The 20,406-nt window shown below is 59.2% G+C and carries 14 protein-coding genes; 5 read left to right on the top strand and 9 right to left on the bottom strand.

Annotation, left to right across the window (positions count from 1 at the left end):
• Nucleotides 1-51: 51 nt before the first annotated feature.
• From ACO54Z_RS13180 to ACO54Z_RS13165, 4 genes are all read right to left on the bottom strand, one after another.
• Entirely contained in the window at nt 52-534 is a 483-nt protein-coding gene (locus tag ACO54Z_RS13180) for a peroxiredoxin family protein (protein WP_485997426.1), read from the bottom strand.
• Between the two features lie 225 nt (nt 535-759).
• Nucleotides 760-3,120, bottom strand: coding sequence for an EcoAI/FtnUII family type I restriction enzme subunit R (hsdR, locus tag ACO54Z_RS13175; protein ID WP_485997425.1), 2,361 nt, complete (start codon nt 3,118-3,120; stop codon nt 760-762).
• Nucleotides 3,117-4,574, bottom strand: coding sequence for a restriction endonuclease subunit S (locus ACO54Z_RS13170; protein WP_485997424.1), 1,458 nt, complete (start codon nt 4,572-4,574; stop codon nt 3,117-3,119). Before ACO54Z_RS13170 ends, hsdR begins: the two co-directional genes overlap by 4 nt.
• Nucleotides 4,575-6,077 carry a class I SAM-dependent DNA methyltransferase gene (locus ACO54Z_RS13165; protein WP_485997423.1) on the bottom strand — a complete coding sequence of 501 codons (1,503 nt, stop codon included), beginning with the start codon at nt 6,075-6,077 and terminating at the stop codon, nt 4,575-4,577. It abuts the gene before it with no gap.
• A gap of 160 nt (nt 6,078-6,237) precedes the next feature.
• Here ACO54Z_RS13165 and ACO54Z_RS13160 point away from each other — a divergent pair, with 160 nt between their 5' ends.
• From ACO54Z_RS13160 to ACO54Z_RS13145, 4 genes are read left to right on the top strand one after another with little or no spacing between them, the layout of a single operon-like run.
• Nucleotides 6,238-6,678: a four-helix bundle copper-binding protein gene (locus ACO54Z_RS13160; protein WP_485997422.1), complete on the top strand. Its 441-nt coding sequence runs from the start codon at nt 6,238-6,240 to the stop codon at nt 6,676-6,678.
• Between the two features lie 58 nt (nt 6,679-6,736).
• A complete protein-coding gene (locus ACO54Z_RS13155) occupies nt 6,737-10,582 on the top strand; it encodes a UvrD-helicase domain-containing protein (RefSeq protein ID WP_485997421.1) in 3,846 nt (1,281 codons plus the stop codon).
• Nucleotides 10,583-10,592: 10 nt separating this feature from the next.
• Complete coding sequence (locus ACO54Z_RS13150) at nt 10,593-12,821, top strand: AAA family ATPase (protein ID WP_485997420.1); 2,229 nt, start codon at nt 10,593-10,595, stop codon at nt 12,819-12,821.
• Between the two features lie 58 nt (nt 12,822-12,879).
• On the top strand, nt 12,880-13,347 hold the full coding sequence (locus ACO54Z_RS13145) for a DUF3592 domain-containing protein (RefSeq protein ID WP_485997419.1): 468 nt from the start codon (nt 12,880-12,882) through the stop codon (nt 13,345-13,347).
• 369 nt (nt 13,348-13,716) lie between these two features.
• Here ACO54Z_RS13145 and ACO54Z_RS13140 read toward each other — a convergent pair whose 3' ends face one another.
• The 4 genes from ACO54Z_RS13140 to ACO54Z_RS13125 all read right to left on the bottom strand — a co-directional run bounded on the left by ACO54Z_RS13140 (nt 13,717) and on the right by ACO54Z_RS13125 (nt 16,004).
• Nucleotides 13,717-14,127: a DUF4878 domain-containing protein gene (locus ACO54Z_RS13140; protein ID WP_485997418.1), complete on the bottom strand. Its 411-nt coding sequence runs from the start codon at nt 14,125-14,127 to the stop codon at nt 13,717-13,719.
• Between the two features lie 81 nt (nt 14,128-14,208).
• Entirely contained in the window at nt 14,209-14,613 is a 405-nt protein-coding gene (locus ACO54Z_RS13135; RefSeq protein ID WP_485997417.1) for a (deoxy)nucleoside triphosphate pyrophosphohydrolase, read from the bottom strand.
• Nucleotides 14,614-14,654: 41 nt separating this feature from the next.
• Nucleotides 14,655-15,839: a J domain-containing protein gene (locus tag ACO54Z_RS13130; protein ID WP_485997416.1), complete on the bottom strand. Its 1,185-nt coding sequence runs from the start codon at nt 15,837-15,839 to the stop codon at nt 14,655-14,657.
• Between the two features lie 15 nt (nt 15,840-15,854).
• The gene (locus ACO54Z_RS13125; protein WP_485997415.1) at nt 15,855-16,004 is read right to left on the bottom strand and encodes a hypothetical protein; all 150 of its coding nucleotides are present in this window, start codon (nt 16,002-16,004) and stop codon (nt 15,855-15,857) included.
• Nucleotides 16,005-16,113: 109 nt separating this feature from the next.
• Here ACO54Z_RS13125 and ACO54Z_RS13120 point away from each other — a divergent pair, with 109 nt between their 5' ends.
• Nucleotides 16,114-17,091, top strand: coding sequence for an IS30 family transposase (locus ACO54Z_RS13120; protein ID WP_485997414.1), 978 nt, complete (start codon nt 16,114-16,116; stop codon nt 17,089-17,091).
• Nucleotides 17,092-17,638: 547 nt separating this feature from the next.
• On the opposite strand, the gene secA is transcribed toward ACO54Z_RS13120, so the two are convergent.
• Nucleotides 17,639-20,347 carry a preprotein translocase subunit SecA gene (secA, locus tag ACO54Z_RS13115; protein WP_485997413.1) on the bottom strand — a complete coding sequence of 903 codons (2,709 nt, stop codon included), beginning with the start codon at nt 20,345-20,347 and terminating at the stop codon, nt 17,639-17,641.
• Nucleotides 20,348-20,406: the final 59 nt, after the last annotated feature.

The raw sequence follows: 20,406 nt of genomic DNA, 5'->3' as shown, positions 1-20,406 counted from the left end.
AACCAAACCTGCTAATGAAATCATTATGTTATGGCCAATTGTAAACAGCGCCTAGCGCAACGAAAACCAGCGCTGCAACTCATCCGCCTCCAGCACTCCTTCCTTATGCGCGACAATCTTGCCATCACGGCCAATCAAATAACTGGTCGGCGTGCCGCTGACGCGGTAGCGTTCCGCCGTTACCCCCAGCTGGTCGGCGGCGACCGGCACTTTCAACTCGCGCCGCGTGGCGACCGCTTGCAGCGTCTTGCTGTCCGCGCCGTCAATATTCACCGCCAGAATATCCACCGCCTGCGGATGTGCCGCCTGCAAGCGCTGCATCTCCTGCAACTCCTGAATGCACATGCCGCAAGTCGCCGACCAAAACGTCAAAACCAGCGGCCGCGATGGATGCTCCGGCAGGCTGACCACTTCATCCTGCGGGCCAATGGCGACTATCGGCGGCGCGACCGCGCCCACCTCCGCCTTGGCGGTTTCCTCGTGATTACAGGCGGCGAGCAGCAGCGTGAGGGCGATAACAAACGATTTTTTCATGACAACCTCCGGGGTAATGGCGATGCGTGCGGCAAGACTATATAGGGCGTATTGGCAATTCGCTGAACAAGCCCCTCTCCCTCTGGGAGAGGGGGTTGGGTGAGGGCTGCGAATGTGAAAAATGCAAACATCTGTTCATAAACAACACTGCTCACCCCCTCCCCAACCCTCCCCCGCTGCGGGCTTCGCCCTGCGGGGGAGGGGGATGTTTCAATTGTCAGCACGCTAGCGGCTCGCATATAAATGCCGCTGTAAATCACGGATGGCGGCTTGATATTGCGCATTGCCGCCGAATAGGCCGATGATTTTCTTCGGCGTGCCGATACTTTTGAACGGCGCGTTGTTCAAAATCGCGGTTTCTTCGAGCGCGATGCCTTCGTTCATGTATTTGTCAAGCAGTGCGCTCAATACTTCGCGGCATTCGGTGCTGTATGCCTGCAAAAAGCCGTCTTTTTCCAGGCGACGGGCGCGCTCTTTGCGGGTCATGGCGGGGCGGTTGTAGGCAAGGTGCAGGATTAAATCGAAGGGGTCAATGCCTTCTGCCTCGCCGTAGGCTTCCTGCAACACGTCCAGCGGCAGCCCTTGTTCTGCCAGCGCGTCGAGTACCGCCCGCTTTCTGTCGGCGGCGTTCCATGCCTGCAAGAACACATCGAGCGTGGCGTATTCGTGCAGGATATTGCGTTTGCTGTAATCGGTGAGGCTTTCCACGATGAGCTTGCCGTTTTCGTCGAGAATTTCCACTCGCTCGCTTAATACGCAGACTTCCACGCCGCGCACGCGGATTTTTTTCCTGACTTCGCCTTCGCTGGGCGGTTCGAATTTCCCGCCATCTCCATTGCCGTCAATATCGCCATTGTCTGGCGTTTTTTCATCCTTTTCATCCGGCAGCCAATTATCGCCATCAATGACAAACGCTTCGTCATCATCGGTTATGGATTCGGGCAGGCCATCAAATTCGGGGTCGGCAAAGAGATTGGTGACATTGCGGAAATCCATGATGGTGAAATACTGCTTGCCGTAGTCATCGTTAATGCGTGTGCCGCGCCCGATAATTTGCTTGAATTCGGTCATCGACTTGATTTCATTATCGAGCACAATCAGCTTGCAGGTTTTGCAATCGACGCCGGTGGTCATCAATTTGGAAGTGGTAACAATTGCCGGATATTGCTCGTTCGGGTCGATAAAATTATCGAGCTGCGCTTTGCCCTCGGCATTGTCGCCGGTGATGCGCATGATGTAGCGCGGGTTGTCTTTGACCCGCTCGCGGTTTTCATTGATTAGCGCTTGGCGCATGCGCTCGGCGTGGTCAATATCGACGCAAAAAACAATGGTTTTGGCAAAAGGGTCGTTGTCGTCCAGCCATTGCGTAATGCGACGGGCAACCGCTCGCGTGCGCTCGTCAATGACGATGTATTTCTCAAACTCTTCGCGCAGGTAAAGGCGGTCTTCGATTTCTTCGCCGTCTATATCGGTTTTGCCTTTGGGCGGGCGCCAGCCTTCTAAATCTTTATCGAGGCCGACGCGAATCACTTTATAGGGCGCGAGAAAGCCGTCTTCGATGCCTTGTTTTAGGGAATAGATGTAAACCGGTTCGCCGAAATAGCCGATATTGCTCACCTCGCTACTTTCTTTTGGCGTGGCGGTCAAACCCAAATGGGTGGCTTGGCTAAAGTAATCCAAAATCCGCCGCCATTGGGATTCTTCGCGCGCGCTGCCGCGATGGCATTCATCCACCACAATCAAATCAAAGAATCCAGGCTGGAATTGGCGGAACGGCTCATTGCCTTCCTCGCCCGCCAATTGCTGATAGAGGCTCATATAAATTTCGTAAGCGCTATCGAGCGTTTTATTTTCCACCTTGGTAATGACTTTTTTGAACGGGCGGAAATCGTTTTGCATGGTCTGGTCAATCAAAATATTGCGGTCGGCGAGATAAAGCACCCGCTTTTTCAATTTGTTTTTCATCAGCCGCCAGATAATTTGAAAGGCGGTGTAGGTTTTGCCCGTGCCGGTTGCCATCACCAAAAGCACGCGCTGTTGCCCACCGCTAATGGCGGCAACGGTGCGGTCGATGGCGATGCGCTGGTAATAGCGCGGCGCGATTTGTCGGTCGCCGTCAAAATAATAATCAGAAAGTAGCGCGGTTTGCTGCGTGGCAGAAAGCGCGCTTTCGCCAGAAAAACGCGCCCACAGCGCCGCATAAGCGGGAAATTCGTCCATTGCCAATTCGCGCTCTGTGCCAGTCAAGCGGTCATGCTCCAAAAAGCCCTTGCCGTTACTGGTATAGGCAAAAGGAATATCCAAAATTTCGGCATATTCCAGCGCCTGCTGCATGCCGTCGCCCAACATCTTATCGCCGCGCTTGGCTTCGATAATTGCGAGCGGCGTGCGCCCGTTGGGCGCGGTCAAAATATAGTCGGCCTGTTTCTTTTTGCCTCGGCTGGCGTTTTTGCCGTGCACGGTAACCCGGCCGTCGGTAAAGCAATATTCCATAAAAATCTGTTCTTTTGTCCAGCCTGCCGCTTCTATGGCGGGGGTGATATGGCGATTTTTAATGTCTTCTTCGCTGAATATGGGCTGCTTCATGCGGCGTTCTCCAATGTGTCGATTTCTGCCAGTAATGTTTCGAGTTTGGCGACGATTTGCTGTTGTTCGCTTAGGGGTGGGAGGGGTATGGGCAAATCTTTTAGAGAATTTAAATATATTCCTTTTTGAGCTGTTCCTTTACTTACTAATGTCATTATTTCTAGTAAGAAAGGTGATTGTAAAAGGTAACTCAAATAAATAGAACTAATTAAGATAGGTTTAATAACTGCAACACTTCGTTGTAACGCAAATTTAGTATCGTCTTCTACGACTGCCGTACGTCCAATAGTTCCAACGATTGTTAGTAAAACGTCATTAGGATCAATTGATGTTCTTTTATTCTCAATTTCCCATTCTTCGTAACTTATCCAGCGATTAGCCGATGAGAATTGAATTTTTTGTTCAAATATATTTGCTGCACTAAGAATAGGTATTCCTGATACTCTTTTGGGCGGCGGGTTGTGAGAACCATCGGTAATTTTAGATGATATTTCCCCCAACCGCACCCACACCCAATTTTCAGGGATGGCAAAGGGGATTTCTTCTTCACTAATCACGGCAAGCGGTTTGTCTTTTTTCAGTTTGCCTGCTTTTTGTAATGCGGCTTTTTCTGCCTGGATGGCGGCGAACAGGTCGCGGGCGTTTTCGTTCGTTCTTTCGTTGAGTTCTCCCTGCACCGCCGCTTGTAGTAATGCCGCGCGCAGTTTTTTCGGGAAGGCGTTTTGTGCGGCAAGCAGGGCTTGTTCTTGCGCTTTTAGTTCGTCTATTTCGGTTAGCAGGTGGTTCAGTTTTGCGACGATTTGTTGTTGTTCGGTGAGGGGTGGTAGGGGGATAGGTATATTATGTAATTCTTCAACAGTAATACCTTTCACCGTTGCCCCTTTACCTTCCATTTTTAATGTGCGATAGAAGTGATAAAAGTATTTCTTGTTAATGGATTTAGAAAGGAATATAGCTCGTAAGTCTTGGTTAATTGCGACATCAATATCTGTTAAAGCAATTTTCCCTAATCCCATTCTCGTGCAAATAATAAATGTACCTTTAGGGATTAGATTTGCGCTGGAATTCTCTAATCCTTCTGTAGTAATGCTATCTATCGTTTTTGTCAGCACATCACAATTCAAATCTTTTACGCTTGCCCACGGAATTTTACCATTCCAATAACTCGGCTCTTGTTTGCTTGGTGTTCCACCACCGATATTTTGCAGGATTACATCCCCCAACCTCACCCAAACCCAATTTTCTGGAATGGCAAAGGGGATTTCTTCTTCGCTAATAGCAGCAAGCGGTTTGTCTTTTTTTAATTTGCCTGTTTTTTGTAAGGCGGCTTTTTCTGTCTGGATGGCGGCGAGCAGGTCGCGGGCGTTTTCGTTTGTTCTGTCGTTGAGTTTGCCTTCTATCGCTGCCTGCAAGACGGCGCGGCGCAGGTTGTCGGCGAGTTGCGGGGTGCGCATTTATTCGTCCTCCGCTGTCAGGTCGATGCCTATCAGGGCGCGGATGGTCGCCAGTTGTGCGTCGATGCGTTCGTTCAGGCGGTCGCGGGTTTGTTGGTAGTCGCGGATGGTGTCTGCGGGACTGAGGATTTCGGCTTCTTCGTTGGGGTAGCCGCAGAGGTCGAGGTTTACGCCGCCCGCCAGCAGTTCGGCTTTGTTGTAGGCGCGGGCTTTGTAGCTGCCTTCTTGTTCGTCTGCGATTTCGGTGCGGTTGTGCCACCAGGCGATGCAGTCGGCGAAATGTTCGAGTTGCATCGGTTTGGTTTTGGAAAAGGCTTTGCGGTCGGCGGGGATGTCCACGCGGTAGTACCAGAGCTGCTCACTCGGCGCTTCGCCTGCGGCGGGCTTGTCGAAAAAGAGGATGTTGGTGGTGATTGAGGTGTAGGGCGCAAAGACGCTTTTCGGCAGGCGGATGATGGTGTGCAGGTTGTAGTCTGTGAGCAGGCGGGTTTTGAGGGCGGTTTTGGCACCGTCGTTGCCGAAGAGGAAGCCGTCCGGGATGATGATGGCGGCGCGGCCGTGGGTTTTCAGGCGGTACATGGCAAGGGCGATAAAGAGGTCGGCGGTTTCGCTGCTGCGCAGTTCGGCGGGGAAGTTGTGCTTGATGATGTCTTGCTCGCTGCCGCCGTAGGGCGGGTTCATCAGGATGATGTCGTGGCGGTCGGCTTCGCGGTAGTCACGCACGTTTTGTTCGAGCGCGTTGCCGTGGCGGATGCGCGGGCTGTCGATGTCGTGCAATATCAGGTTGGTGATGGCCAAGAGGTGCGGCAGCGGTTTTTTTTCGACGCCGTAGAGGCTTTGGTTCAGGGTGGTGCGGTCTTGTACGGTTTTGACTTGCGGCTCGATGTGGTTCAGCGCAGAGACGAGGAAGCCGCCGGTGCCGCAGGCGAAGTCCGCCACGGTCTCGCCGAGGACGGGCGCAATCATTTGCACCATGAAGTCGGTGACGGCGCGCGGGGTGTAGAACTCGCCGGCGTTACCCGCGCTTTGTAGGCTTTTGAGGATGGTTTCGTAGATTTCGCCGAAGGCGTGGCGCTCTTTGCTGCTGTCAAAGTCGATGGCGTCGATTTCGTTGATGACTTTGCGCAGTTGCACACCGTCTTTCATGAAGTTTTTGGCATCCATGAAGACGTCGCGCACGATGCGTTGGCGCAGCGGGGTTTGTTCGTTGATGCGCAGGTTTTTTAGGGCGGGCATCAGCTCGGCATCGATGAAGTGCAGCAGGTCGTCGCCGGTGAGGGTGTTGCCGTCTTTGTGGTCGGTCGCCCAGTTTTGCCACTGGTAGACGGGCGGGATGATGGATTGGTAGTTTTCATCGATGATTGCCCAGTTTTCTTCTTTGTTGCCGTAGATCTTGAGGAAGAGTAGCCAGGTCATTTGTTCGATGCGCTGCGCATCGCCGTTGATGCCGGCGTCGGAACGCATGATGTTTTGGATGGTTTTGACGAAGGTGTTGAGGCTCATAGGTGTGTAACGGGTTGTTCAGATGTGGGTATTTTAGCGGGTTATGCGGTTTTTTTTTGTGGTGGTTTTTGGGGGACGGGTGCTGGTGTAGCTGCCGCTTTGTCGCTATACTGCGCGCCCCGTTTTGGGGCTAAATCATTAAACATACACAGGAAAAACTATGGATCGCAGATCATTCATCAGCGGCGCCGCCGCCGCCTCCCTCGCTTTCGCCGCCACCGCAGCCAGCGCCGAAGAACACAAGCACGAACACGCCCACGGCGCTGCCAACCCGAACGAAGCCGTGCTGAAAGCAACCGCCGCCTGCCTCGCCGCCGGTCGTGCCTGCCTCGCCCACTGCCTGCGCCTGCTCGCCGAAGGCGACAAGAGCCTCGGCGACTGCGCCAAAACCGTCAATCAAATGCTGGCGCTGTGCGACGCCACCAACAGCCTCGCCGCGCAACAGGCCGCATTGCTACCCGCCGTCGCCAAACTCTGCGCTGATGCCTGCAAACAGTGCGCCGAAGCCTGCAAGGCACACGCCGAGCACCACGCCGAGTGCAAGGCCTGCCTCGAAGCCTGCAACGACTGCGCCGAACAATGCGGCAAAATCGCTGCCTGATTGCCCCATTCGCAAAAAAGCCCGCCATCCGGCGGGCTTTTTCCCAACGAGAACCGCGATGACCACACCCGCCCTCACCATCCCGCTCACCGGCCGCGCCCTGATTGAAGCCTCTGCCGGCACCGGCAAAACCTGGACCCTCACCGGCATCATCCTGCGCCTGCTCATCGAAGGCGGCTACGAGCCGCGCGGTATCATCGCCACCACCTTCACCCGCAAGGCCGCGGCAGAAATGCAGCAGCGCGTCCAAAAGCGCCTGCACGCGCTGCGCGAAAACCTGAAAGCCATCGCCAGCGGCTACTTCCACGACGAAACCCTGCTGGCCGACGACGCCGGACTCGTCGCCCGCCTCGATGCCCTCATTACCGCCAGCGGCGGCGACGACATCAACCGCCACCTCATCGCCAACGCCGTCAAAAAACGCGGACTGAACGGCCTGATCGCGCTCTTTGCCCGCGTCGAAAGCCTGCAAGAACACCTCGACGAAATCTTCATCGGCACCATAGACAGCCTGTGCCAGCGCTGGCTGGCCGAATTTGCGCTGGAAACCGGCAACGACGAACGCCTGCAAATCAACGAAAACAGCCCCGCCCTCGAAGAAACCGTACACGACGCGCTGCGCCGCCTGCGCCACGCCGAATACCTCGCCGACCCGGACGCCTTCGCCCGCCGCATCGCCCAGGGCGCCCTGCATGACAGCGACGCCTACCTTGCCGCCGCACGCGAGGCGACCACCTACCGCGACGCCGAAATCAACAGCGACAACCCCAAAACCGACAGCGACGACTCCCCCGAAACCTACGACAGCGAACACCACGCCGCACTCGTCCAACAACTGCGTGCGCTGGACGCCGCCGTGATTGCCGACTGGCACGCCCTCATCACCGCGCCCGCCTTCATGGCTATCACCCGCAAAGATGCGGCATGGAAAGCACACACCGGCCACATCCCCACCCTGCTGCACCAACTGCGCGAAGAAACCCCGTTAGACACAGACACCACCGCAAAACTCGCCGAAGGCATCCTTGACCCCAAAATCAACAAAAGCAAAACCAACGACGCCCTCGCCGCCGCCTACAGCGCCCACCCCCTCACCACCCTCCTCCGCGACCTCCTCGCCGCACGCGACGCCCAACAACAACACCACGCCCACCGCGCCCGCCAAACCACCAAACAACTGCTTGACACCGTGCGCTACGAATACCCCGCCGCCCTCGAAGCGCGCGGCGAAACCACCTTCAGCGAAAAAACACGACGCATCAACCAGACCCTTGCCCACGACCGCCACGGCGCGAGCCTCGCCCGCTACATCATGCAGCGCTACCCGGTGATGCTGGTGGACGAATCACAAGACCTCAACGACGAACAGGCGACCCTGCTCGAACACACCTGGCTGCGCGACGACGCCGACCGCACCCGCACCTTCCTCCTCCTCGTCGGCGACCCCAAACAGGCCATCTACGCCTTCCGTGGCGGCGACGTCGCCAACTACAACCGCCTCAAACAACACTTCACCGCCGCCGAACAACACCGCCTCGACACCAACCGCCGCAGCAGCCCCCACCTCATCGCCGCGCTGAACGAACACTACCTCCAGGGCGACAACGCCCACCTCGGCGAGCACATCACCTACCACCGCGCCCAGGCCGCCAACCCCGCCCCCACCATCGTCAGCACCAGCGGCGCCCCCATCGCCCGGCCGATGCAGTGGTACCACAGCGGCACCAACAACGGCGAAGAAACCGACGCCATCGCCGCCCTCGTCGCCCACCTCCTCGCCGCCAACAGCCCTTGGGCGCGGCGCAACGCCGACGGCAGCCTCGCCCGAATCCGCCCCGGCGACATCCAAATCCTCACCCGCGGCAACGACAGCCTCGCCGAACTGCAAACCAAACTGCACGCCCGCCACATCGACAGCGAGCTCAACCACGACCGCAGCGTCTTTGGCGGCACCGTCGCCCGCACCTTCGCCGACCTGCTCGCCGCCATCGAACAACCCGACCAGCGCGACCGGCAAAACCGCCTCCTGAGCGGCCACTACTACGGCTACAGCCAGACAGAACTCGACCGCCTCGCCGCCATCGAACAAGGCAGCATCGCCGCCCGCCCCGACGAACTCACCCTCGCCGACCTGCGCGACGCCCTCGCCCGCGCCCAGGACGACTGGCAAAACCGGGGACTGCTCGCCGCCCTCAACCCGCTGCTCACCCACCGCAAACACAACATCTGGCAAACCCTGGCCAGCTACCCCGCGCCGGACAACCTGCGCCACCTGCTCGACCTGCGCCACATCCAGATCATCATCGCCGAACACGCGCCCGGCCAACGCCCGGCACAATTTGCCGCGTGGTGGCGCGACCAACTCGCCGCCCCGCCGGACGCCGACTGGGCCAAAGCCCCGCCGCTACCCGGCGACGACGCCGTGCGCCTGCTTACCATCCACAAAGCCAAAGGCCTCGAATCCCCCGTCACCATCCTCGCCACCGGCGGCGTACGCCGCGGCGGTGACAACCGCGCGCGCATCAAAACCTGGCGCTACCGCGACGGCGAGCGCATCCGCATCACCCTCGACAAACCCGAAGGCGCCATCGAAACCCGCATCAACACACAAGAAAACGACGAAAACCGCCGCCTGCTCTACGTCGGCCTCACCCGCGCCAAAAACCTGCTGCTCGTCGCCCACCGCGAAAAATATGGCATCGAAAGCACCGAAAAACTCTACCAAACCTACGCGCAAAACCCCGGTCAATGCCCGCACGCCGACGAAATCCCCATCTTCATCACCAATTCCCCCGCCGAACTACCCCCTCCCGCCGACCTGCCCCCCTCCCCCTGTGGGCGGGTACCCACGCAAAATGCGGCTGCATTTTGCGTGGGGCCCGGCGGAGGGGAAGGGGGTGGGGTTCGCCTGCATACCGCCAATGCCGAAACAACCACCGCACTACCCCCTCCCCCGCAGCGAAGCGCAGCGGGGGAGGGCTGGGGTGGGGGTAGCGCCAACATTCCCGGCACCGCCGCCGAAATAACCACCCCCCCAAAAACCTGGCGCACCCGCTTTCACGGCTGGCAACGCAGCAGCTTCAGCGCCCTCTTGCGCGACGCCATCGAACCCACCTCGCCCGACCTCGCCGACTACGCCATCGCCGAACACCAAACCGCGCCAGACGCCCCGGCAGACGCCGACATCCGCTACACCTACCCGCGCGGCACCGCCCCCGGCAGCGCCCTGCACGCCATCCTCGAACACACCCGCCCGGACCACCGCGACGACTGGCGCCGCCACCTCGACCACGAAAACCAACAATGGCAACTCGGCCTTGAGCCCGCCCAACTGGACGCCTGCGAAACCTGGCTCGACGCCATCTACCACAGCACCCTGCCGCAAAGCGGCATCACCCTCGGCGACAGCAAACGCGGCAACCACCGCAGCGAATACAACTTCACCCTCGGCGGCGACGACCGCGCGCCACTACCCGTCGCCCGCATCAACCGCCTCCTCACCGCCGCCGGGTACCCGCTCAACCTGCACCAACACCACCGCCACATCCGCTACATCCGCGGCGAAATCGACCACATCTACCAACACGACGGGCGCTACTACATCCTCGACTACAAAACCAACCACCTCGGCAACCACCCGGACGACTACACCCCCGCCAAAATCCGCGAAGCGATGAACGACCACCACTACTGGCTACAAGCCGCGCTGTACCAGGTCGCGCTGCATCGGCTGCTCAAAACCCGCCTGCCCGACTACGACCCCGCGCGCCACCTCGGCGGCATCGAATACCACTACCTGCGCGGCATCGACCCCGCGCACCCGACACACGGCACATACGGCTGGAACTACCCGCCCGACTTCATCGCCGAACTCGACCGCCTCCTCGGCAACAACCCCGACTGACCACCCCGCCATGCAACACCTCGCCCGATACCTCGCCCGCCAAAGCGGCCACCCCGAACACGGCGATCGCCTCGCCACCCTCCTCAGCGCACTACAAAACGCACACGACAACGGCGACACCCTCATCCGCCTTGACGCCGAACAGCGCGCCGCCGCTGACGCCCTCGCCACGACACCGCTGCTTGCCGACGACGACCGCACCGCGCCACTCACCCGTCGCGGCGACCGCCTCTGGATCAACCGCACCTACCAACAAGAAGCACGACTCGCCGCGATGATTCGCGCCCGCCTGGGCGACACCGCCCCGCCTGCCGCCACGAACACCACCCCTGCCGACGGCCTGCGCGAAGAACAACAAGCGGCCATCCGCCTCGCCCAAACCCGCCGACTCACCCTCATCAACGGCGGCCCCGGCACCGGAAAGACCTACACCATCGCCCGCCTCATCCGCGCCGAACAAGACGCTGCGGCAGACATCCGCATCGCCCTTGCCGCCCCCACCGGCAAAGCAGCAAAACGCATGGAAGAAAGCCTCGCCGCCGCGGGCATCAGCGGCCTGCCCGCACAAACCCTGCACCGCCTGCTCGGCATCGACAACAACGGCGAAGCGCAATACCACGCCAGCCGCCCGCTGCCGCACGACATCATCATCATCGACGAAGCCTCGATGCTCTCGCTCGAACTGGCACACGCGCTCATCGCCGCCACCGCCGCCGACACCCGCCTCATCCTGCTGGGCGACGCCGACCAGCTCGCCGCCGTCGAACCCGGCGCCATCCTGCACGACCTCAGCCACCACCCGGCACTACAACAACACCGCATCACCCTGCACGAAAGCCAACGCTTTGCCACCGACAGCGGCATCGGCCAACTCGCCGCCATCCTCGGCGCCGGCGAGGACCGCGGCGCGACGCTGCTCAAAGCACTCGAACCCTGCCGGCAGCCCATAACCACCGCCGCCGCTCCCCCCACCGAACTGCCCCCCTCCCCCTGTGGTCGGGTTCCCACGCAAAATGCGGTTGCATTTTGCGTGGGGCCCGGTGGAGGGGACGGGGGTGGAGTTTGCCCGCATACCGCCAATGCCGAAACGACCATTGAACCGCCCCCTCCCTCGCAGCGAAGCGCAGCGGGGGAGGGTTGGGGAGGGGGTAGCGCCAGCATTCCTGGCACCAGTACCGAAACGACCACCCCGGCGAGCCATCACGACACCATTCCCTTAACTACAACGAGCGCCCAACAATTAACCCCACCCCAACCCTCCCCCACAGGGGGAGGGAGTATATCCGTTGCGCCATCGCCAACCCTCACCAATCCGCCCACCGAACTGCTCCCTCCCTCGCAGCGAAGCGCAGCGGGGGAGGGCTGGGGAGGGGGTAGCGCCAGCATTCCTGGCACCACTGCCGAAACGCCCACCAGCGTAGGTCGGCCATTCATGGCCGACAACAAAAACGTCGGGCATAAATGCCCGACCTACGACACCATTGCCGATACCCAACAAACCGCCGCCAATCCGCCCACCGAACCGCCCCCTCCCCCGCAGCGAAGCGCAGCGGGGGAGGGCTGGGGAGGGGGTAGCGCCAGCATTCCCGGCACCACATCCCAAACAACCCCCATCCGCTGGTACCCCATCCCGGACGCCGCCCTCTACCGCGCCCTCATCGCCCCCTACCAGCCCTACCTCGAACAACTCCAAAGCGGCGCCGACCCGCAAACCCTCCTCAACGCCTACGACCAATACCGCATCCTCTGCGCCGGACACCACGGCGCACTCGGCACCCGCCGCATCAACGCCGCGCTGCGCCGCCTGCACCAACAAAAACAGCACGAAGACACCGGCCTAGACTACTACCACGGCCTGCCGCTGATGATCCTCGCGAACGACCACCGCCAACAACTCTACAACGGCGACACCGGCATCTGCCTCGACGACGGCAACGGCCTGCAACTGCACCTGCCCAACCACGCCCCCGTGCCGCTCGCCCGCCTCAACCGCGCCAGCCTTGCCGACGCCTACGCGCTCAGCATCCACAAATCCCAGGGCTCCGAATACCCGCACATCGCCCTCACCCTGGACGACCACGCCGAGCGCCTGCTCAGCCGCGAACTGCTCTACACCGGCATCACCCGCAGCAAAGGCCGGCTTGACCTCTACGCCAGCGAAACCGCCCTGCGCACCGCCGCCGACACCCCGACCCGTCGCAACACCGGCCTCGCCTGGCATCTGGAACATTCCGCGTAATGACGCTCACTCTGAAAAAATTCGCGCCCCTTTAGTTTGACCCCAGGAGAACAAAAATATGGCAAGAAAAAATTACTTCCTGTTGGCGCTGGGATTAACCGTTATTGGCAGTCTTATGATGGCGAACGGCATTAACCGGGTTCGCGTGCAAAATATACTGGAGAAACAGGGCATATCCGTGCAGGGGGAATTGCAGGCGGCAGAAATGAGTGGGGAAGACACCCTTCCTCCCAGAAGATTTTATAAATTGCACATAAATTATTTGGGACATCAGGGCAAATTTGGCGTCGATAGAGAAACCTTCAGGCGCTATACCCGTGACGGAAACATTGTGCCGGGTACGACGGTAGAAATTCTTTATCTGGAACAGAACCCGGAAACCGCCGAAGTCAAGGAAATGATGGGCAAATGGTTTTACCAATTTCCTGACGGGCCGGGAAGCCGCATTATTGTCGGCTCAATTTTTCTACTATCTGGTCTTGTGTCGTGGATACAATTTATTCAGAGAAGAATACGGAGGCGATGATTAATACCCATCCACGCCAATTATTTTCACAGCGCAGGACGGTTGAAATATAGCCATCCACCGAAAGTTTCAGACAAGACGCGCCGCTGAATGCAGTACGCCGTTGTACGGCGCGGGTTTCCCTAAAAAATGGCTCCTCTATTTTTCGGGTGCCCGGTCTGCGGCGCAACACCGTATGAGGCTTTCGGTGGATGGCTATAATTTCATAACTATCCATATGCGATACGACAGCAATTATTTGAATCTGCCGCAGAACAGCTCCCTCCCCCGTGGGGGAGGGCTGGGGTGGGGGCAGGGATACAAATTCCAAAAACCTGTCCCTTTGCCTGGTTTGGAAAGAGGTCTAATTAAGCAAGCGCCCTTGCGGCCTTATTCACCCGCACGCCATTTACCGTCTATCTGGATAAGCGGGATTTCATCATTCCGGCTTTCGCCGTTTTTGGTTTTGATGGTAATAAAGGCGTGGGCTTTGGTTTTGCCGTCGCTATAGGCGATGTCATTGACGGTAACGCTGTCGAGCCCCTGATTTTTTTCGGTCTGTTCGCGCATGACCTTGCCCGCCTGACGCATTTGCTCTTTCATGCCGTCTGCACTGAGGTGATGCTTTTGCAGAAATTCTGGCGAGGTGTATGTCCATGCGATGACTTGCTCAATGTCGCCATTCAGGGTTTCGGTGACATAGGCTTTGGCAAAGGTTTTGGGGTCGCTTTGTTTGTCGCTGCAAGCGCTGATGACAAGAGCGAACAGGGCAAGGGTCAGAATGCGCAGGGATTTTTTCATGGATGTCTCCGGAGATTCAGGCGGATTTGCCACGGGGATGATAGCGTATTGTGCCGTGGTATTGGTGATACGGAAAACGCCTCATGATGAGGCGCTTTGCAGTTTTTGCAGGACGGCGGTGTTGGGTTCGGGGAAGCGGTAATCGCTGATTTCCGCGCGCGTAACCCAGCGCCAGCGCTGACCTTCAAGACCTTGCGGGGCGATGTCCCGCGTCAGGCGGATGTGGTAGAAGTCGAGGACGACTTCCGCACCACGGCTGCCGTGGTAGTAGTGGGTGAGCGTTTCGTTGGCAAGGTCAAGGCCGAGTTCTTCGCGCAGCTCGCGCAACAGCGCCGCTTCGTGGCTTTCGCCGGGTTCGATTTTGCCGCCGGGAAATTCCCAATAGCCCGCCCAGGCTTTGTTCGGCGGGCGTTCGGCGATGAGGAGTTGGCCGTGCGGGTTTTCGATGATGGCGGCAACGACGGTGAGCGGTTTGTGGTTTGTCATTTCTGGGTCTCCATAATGTTCAGTATGCGGAAGCCGCGTAATCAGCCGTGCTGCAACGCTTGCCAGCGCTCCTGCAACACCTCCAGCTCCGCCAGCAGCAGCGCGCGCTGTTCTTCCAAATAATCCTGCAACGCCGCCTCGTCGGCAAAGCCCTGCAACAGCGCCCACGTCTCATCTGCGGCAATCGCGGCGATTTCCGCATTGAGCGCGTCAATACTGGCGCGCAACTCGCGGATACGCGCCTGCAACGCCTCGCGGTCGGTGAGCGCCTCGCTCGCGGCGGTAAACACCCCGCGCTGCAACTGCGCCAAAAACCGCTCCACCGCCGCCACATCCTTGCGCTTGTACGCCGCGCCCAACTCCTTGAACAGCGCCTCCGCCTGCGCCTTGAATTCCGCCGCGACCCGGTCGGGGTGGCACAAATGACAGGCGCGGCGATACGCCTTTTTCAGGCGGTCTTCCTCATCAGCATCCAGCTCGGCGACGGGCGGCTCGGCGGCTTGCGCTTCCTCGGACTGCGCCTTGTCGCGCTCAAAATCCTCGCGCTGCCGCTGCGCCTCGGCAAATTCCTCATACGCCGCCGCTTCCTCGTCATCCACTTCGTCCGCTGGCGCAGCCTCAAGCGCATCCAGCCAGTCACAATACTGGTCATAAAGGTCAAGCAACTCCGCCCGCTCGTCTGCCGCGTCCTCCCAATCTTCAACCTGCGCTGCGCTCTCCTCGTCTTCCGCCGTGGCATCCAGATAATCCGCATCCGCCTCGCGCTGATAGCCTTCCCTTTCCTCGGCATGACGCCGCGCGCGGCGCAGCTGCTGCCATTCCAGCCGCGCAATCGCCTCGCGCAGCGCGAAAATCTCCTGCAACGGCGCGCCGCAGCACGCCAAAAAATCCCGGCTGAAACGCTCCAGCCGCTCCTGCATCTCGTCGCGCTCCAGCGTCTGCGCGCTCACCAGCCGCTCCAGCCTGAGCACCGCCAATTCCTCATCCAGATGCACCACCAGCGCTGACTGCGCCGCAAGAAAGGCATTGATGCGCTGCATCGCGCGCGGGTAATGCCCCGACTCCAGCGCCTCGATAATCAGCGCCAGCACCGCCTGCGGCGTGGAGTTTGCCGGCAAATCCGCCAACGCAGCCCGCAAGGCGGGCAACTGCTGCGCAATCAGCGCCTCATCGGCAAGCGACATCGCCGCGCGGACAATCTCCAGCCGCTTGATCAACATTTGCATGGGCGGGATTCCGGGTTAGAAGGGGGGATTATCGTCATCATCGTCATCGGAGAAGAAAAAGTCGTTGTCATCGTCGTCGTCATCTTCGAGCAGGGATTTATCGTCCAGCCCTATTCTCAATGCACCATTGCGTTCGCGGTAGAGGCTTTTCAGGGAAGCGGGCAAGCTGCGCAGGGGATTTTCCGTGAATTTACAATTCAAGTGCAACAGCTACAAAAAAAGGCATCCATAAGCGATACTGCAAAAAACATCAAAACCTTGCAGGAGACCGCAAATGGATACCTACCGTCATATTACGCCCTTTGAGCGGGGTTGCATAATAGCTCTGCACGAGCTGGGCTACAGCCTCGCCGCCATCGCTACCATATTGAAGCGCCACAGGAGCACTATCTTGCGCGAGCTGAACCGCAACCGTTCCTTTGATGGAACTTACAGCGCCAGCAAGGCGCAGGAGCAATACGACAACCGGCGTCTGGTCTGCCACCGCAAGCGCAAGCTCAATGACCCGGAGCTTTTTGCCCTGGTCAAGGACAGGTTTCTGAAAGAGCACTGGTCGCCGGAGCAGATCCAGTACCGCCTGCGCCATGAAGGCAGTCCGCATTCCATCAGCTACGCGACCATCTACCGTGGCATTTATGCCGGGCGTTTCAACGACCCCGACTGGGTAAAAAGCGGCAAGCAAAGGCTGCGCCACCGTGGCAAGCAGCGTCGGCGCAAGGGCGACCCCACGCGCGACAACTTCCCTGTCGCGCATGAGCTGTCGGAACGTCCGCCAGAGGCGCAAGCACGGGCGCGCATCGGCGATTGGGAAGCCGACACCGTGGCAGGCGTGGTTGGCGGCGCGGTGTTGCTGACGCTGGTTGACCGCAAAAGCCGTTATCTGCACTGCGTGCGGCTGGAGAAGAAGACGGCAGACAACGTGAATGCCGGGATTTTCAAGGTGTTGGCAGGGCAGATAGTGCATAGCATCACGCCAGACCGTGGCAAGGAATTCGCGCGGCACGCGGTGGTAGCGGAGGCGCTGGGGGTGAAAATATACATCCCGCCGCCGTACCAGCCGTGGCAGCGCGGGACGAACGAGAACACCAACGGGCTGTTGCGCGAATATTTCCCGAAACATCAGGATATTGCCCAATATCCTGATGAGTACATCGAAAAAGCTGTGCTGGCGTTGAACAACCGCCCGCGCAAATGTTTGCAGTGGAGGACACCTTATGAAGTGTATTTTGATGAGGTGTTGCACTTGGTTTGACAATTCACCACATACACCTGAGTGCTCTATGTGTATGTAAACAGGGTTTCCGTACAGGCAGCGAGGTCGCCGCGAGTAACCCCACCCCAGCCCTCCCCCACGGGGGAGGGGGCTGATCGGCGGGTATTCGAGCGGCAGTTGACGTTTCCGGTGGGTAGTCGTAGGTCGGGCATTTATGCCCGACGTTTTTGTTGTCGGCCATGAATGGCCGACCTACGCTGGTGGCCGTTTCGGCAGTGGTACCGTGGGGCGCTACTCCCTCCCTAACCCTTTATAGCCATCCACCGAAAGCCTCATACTGTGTTGCGTCGCCTGACCGGGCACCCTAAAAAATGGCGGAGCCATTTTTTAGGGAAACCCGCGCCGTACAACCGCGTACTGTCTTCGGCGACGCGCCTTGTCTGAAACTTTCGGTGGATGACTATATCTCGCTCCGCGAGCAAATGCTTGTCGCACTACGCGCGAGCTGTTCCAGTCCCGCTGCGGGCTTCGCCCTGCGGGGGGAGGGGGATTTATGTGAAAAACCCCGCCGGAGCGGGGTTCAGGGTTATGCCAGTTTGCCGTGGCAGTCTTTCAGGCGTTTGCCGGAGCCGCAGGGACAGGGGTCGTTGCGTCCGGTTTTGGCGAGTTCTTCGGCGGTCGGTTCGCGTAGGCCGCTTTCTTCGCTGCTGTTGGCGCTGCCCTGGTAGCGGGCGTGAGCGAGTTCGGCGTCGTGTTGGCGTTGGGCTTGTTGTTGCATGGCTTCGGCTTCGTCCGCCGCGTTTTGTGCCTGGAACTGGATGTGTGCCATGACGCGCACGATTTCAAACTGGATGTGGTCGAGCAGGTCTTTGAACAGTTCAAAGGCTTCGCGCTGGTATTCGCGCTTCGGGTCTTTTTGGGCGCGTGAGCGCAGCCAGATGGCCTGGCGCAGCATATCCATCGTCGCCAGGTGTTGTTTCCACTGGGTGTCGATGGTTTGTAGCGCGATGTATTTTTCGACGCGGCGCATGATGTCGGCTCCGACCTGCGCTTCTTTTTCTTGCTGGATGTGTTCAAGGGTTTCGACCAGGCCGTCGGTGATTTGTTTGGCGCTCATGTTGGGGTTGGCTTGCAGCCAGTGGTTCTGGATGTCCACCGCCAGGCCAAATTCGTTGCGCAGCGCGGTTTCGAGGCCGGGGATGTCCCAGTTTTGTCGTACCTGGTCGTCGCTGATGTAGCGGCTGGCGAGGTTTTCCATGACGGTGTGGCGCATTCCGGCGATGAGTTCGGCGATGTTGTCGGCGTCCATGATGTTGGAACGCTGGGTGTAGATGACTTTGCGCTGTTCGTTGGCGACGTTGTCGTATTCGAGCAGGTTTTTGCGCGAGTCGAAGTTGTGCGCTTCTACTTTGCGCTGCGCGCCTTCGATTTGTTTGGAGACCATGCGCGATTCGATGGCTTCGTCTTCGCTCATGCCGAGGCGCTGCATCATGCTCGCCATGCGCTCGCCGGCGAAGATGCGGACGAGGTTGTCGTCGAGGGCGACGTAGAAGCGGCTGGAGCCGGGGTCGCCCTGGCGGCCGGAGCGGCCACGGAGCTGGTTGTCGATACGGCGCGATTCGTGGCGTTCGGCGCCAATGACGTGCAGGCCACCGGCGGCGATAACGGCTTCGTGGCGCTGTTGCCAGTCGTCGCGCACCGCCTGTTTGGCTTCTTCGGTCGCGTCTTTGCCGAGCGCGTTCAGTTCGCTGCGCAGTGAGCCGCCGAGGACGATGTCGGTACCGCGCCCTGCCATGTTGGTGGCTATCGTTACCTGGCCGGGGCGACCGGCCTGGGCGATGATTTCGGCTTCGCGCGCGTGTTGTTTGGCGTTCAACACGTTGTGTTCGATGCCGAGGTCGGTCAAAAGGCGCGAGACGAGTTCGGAGGTTTCGATGGAGGCGGTGCCGAGCAGTACCGGCTGGCCGCGTTCTTTGCATTCGCGCACGTCGGCGGCGATGGCGTCGTATTTGCCTTTTTGGTTGAGGTAGATGAGGTCGGTGTGGTCTTTGCGCTGTACCGGGCGGTTGGTGGGGATGACGACGGTTTCGAGGCCGTAGATGTCCTGGAATTCAAAGGCTTCGGTGTCGGCGGTACCGGTCATGCCCGCCAGTTTGTCGTAGAGGCGGAAGAAGTTTTGGTAGGTGATGGAGGCCAGCGTTTGGGTTTCTTGTTTGATCGGCACGCCTTCTTTGATTTCGATGGCCTGGTGCAGGCCGTCCGACCAGCGGCGACCGTCCATGGTGCGTCCGGTAAATTCGTCGACGATGACGACTTCGTTGTTGCGCACGATGTAGTCCACGTCTTTGTGGTAGAGGTGGTGCGCGCGCAGGCAGGCGTTCAGGTGGTGGAAGATGCCGAGGTTTTTCGGGTCGTAGAGGCTTTCGTCTGCGGCGAGCAGGCCGTGCTGGTGCAAGAGCGCTTCGAGGTGTTCGTGGCCGCTTTCGGTGAGGCCGACCTGTTTGATTTTTTCGTCGATGCTGAAGTCGCCGGGGCCGTCTTTTTCTTTTTGCGGCACGAGTTCGGGGACGAGGGTGTTCAGTTTTTCGTAGAGGCCGTTGTCGATGTCGGAGGCACCGGAGATGATGAGCGGGGTGCGCGCTTCGTCGATGAGGATGGAGTCCACTTCGTCCACGATGGCGTAGTTGAGTTCGCGTTGCAGGCGGTCTTCGGGGGCGAGCGCCATGTTGCTGCGCAGGTAGTCGAAGCCAAATTCGTTGTTGGTGCCGTAGGTGATGTCGCTGCGATATGCCGCCTGTTTGTCTTCTTGCGGCATGCCGGCGACGATGATGCCGGTGGTCATGCCGAGGAAGCCGTAGAGTTCGCCGAGTTCTTCACCGTCGCGGCGGGCGAGGTAGTCGTTGACGGTAACGACGTGTACGCCTTTGCCGGGCAGGGCGTTCAAGTACACGGCAAGGGTGGCGACGAGGGTTTTGCCTTCGCCGGTGCGCATTTCGGCGATTTTGCCTTGGTGCAGGACGATGCCGCCTATCATCTGCACGTCGTAGTGGCGCAGGCCGAGGACGCGTTTGCTCGCTTCGCGCACGACGGCGAAGGCTTCGGGCAGGATGTGGTCGAGGGTTTCGCCTTTGGCGAGGCGTTCGCGGAATTCGGTGGTTTTCGCCTTGAGGGCGTCGTCGTCAAGCGCCTGGATTTGTGGTTCGAGGGCGTTGATTTTGGCGACGGTTTTGCGGTATTGCTTGATGAGTCGGTCGTTGCGGGAACCGAAAATTTTGGCTGCAAGGCTATTCCACATAAATGTTCTTCCTTTTGATTGGTTTGCGGCTTGGAAAGGCGCGCATGATACCGCAATTG

Source organism: Cardiobacterium sp. (assembly GCF_057314735.1).
This window is presented reverse-complemented; position numbering and strand designations above follow the sequence as displayed.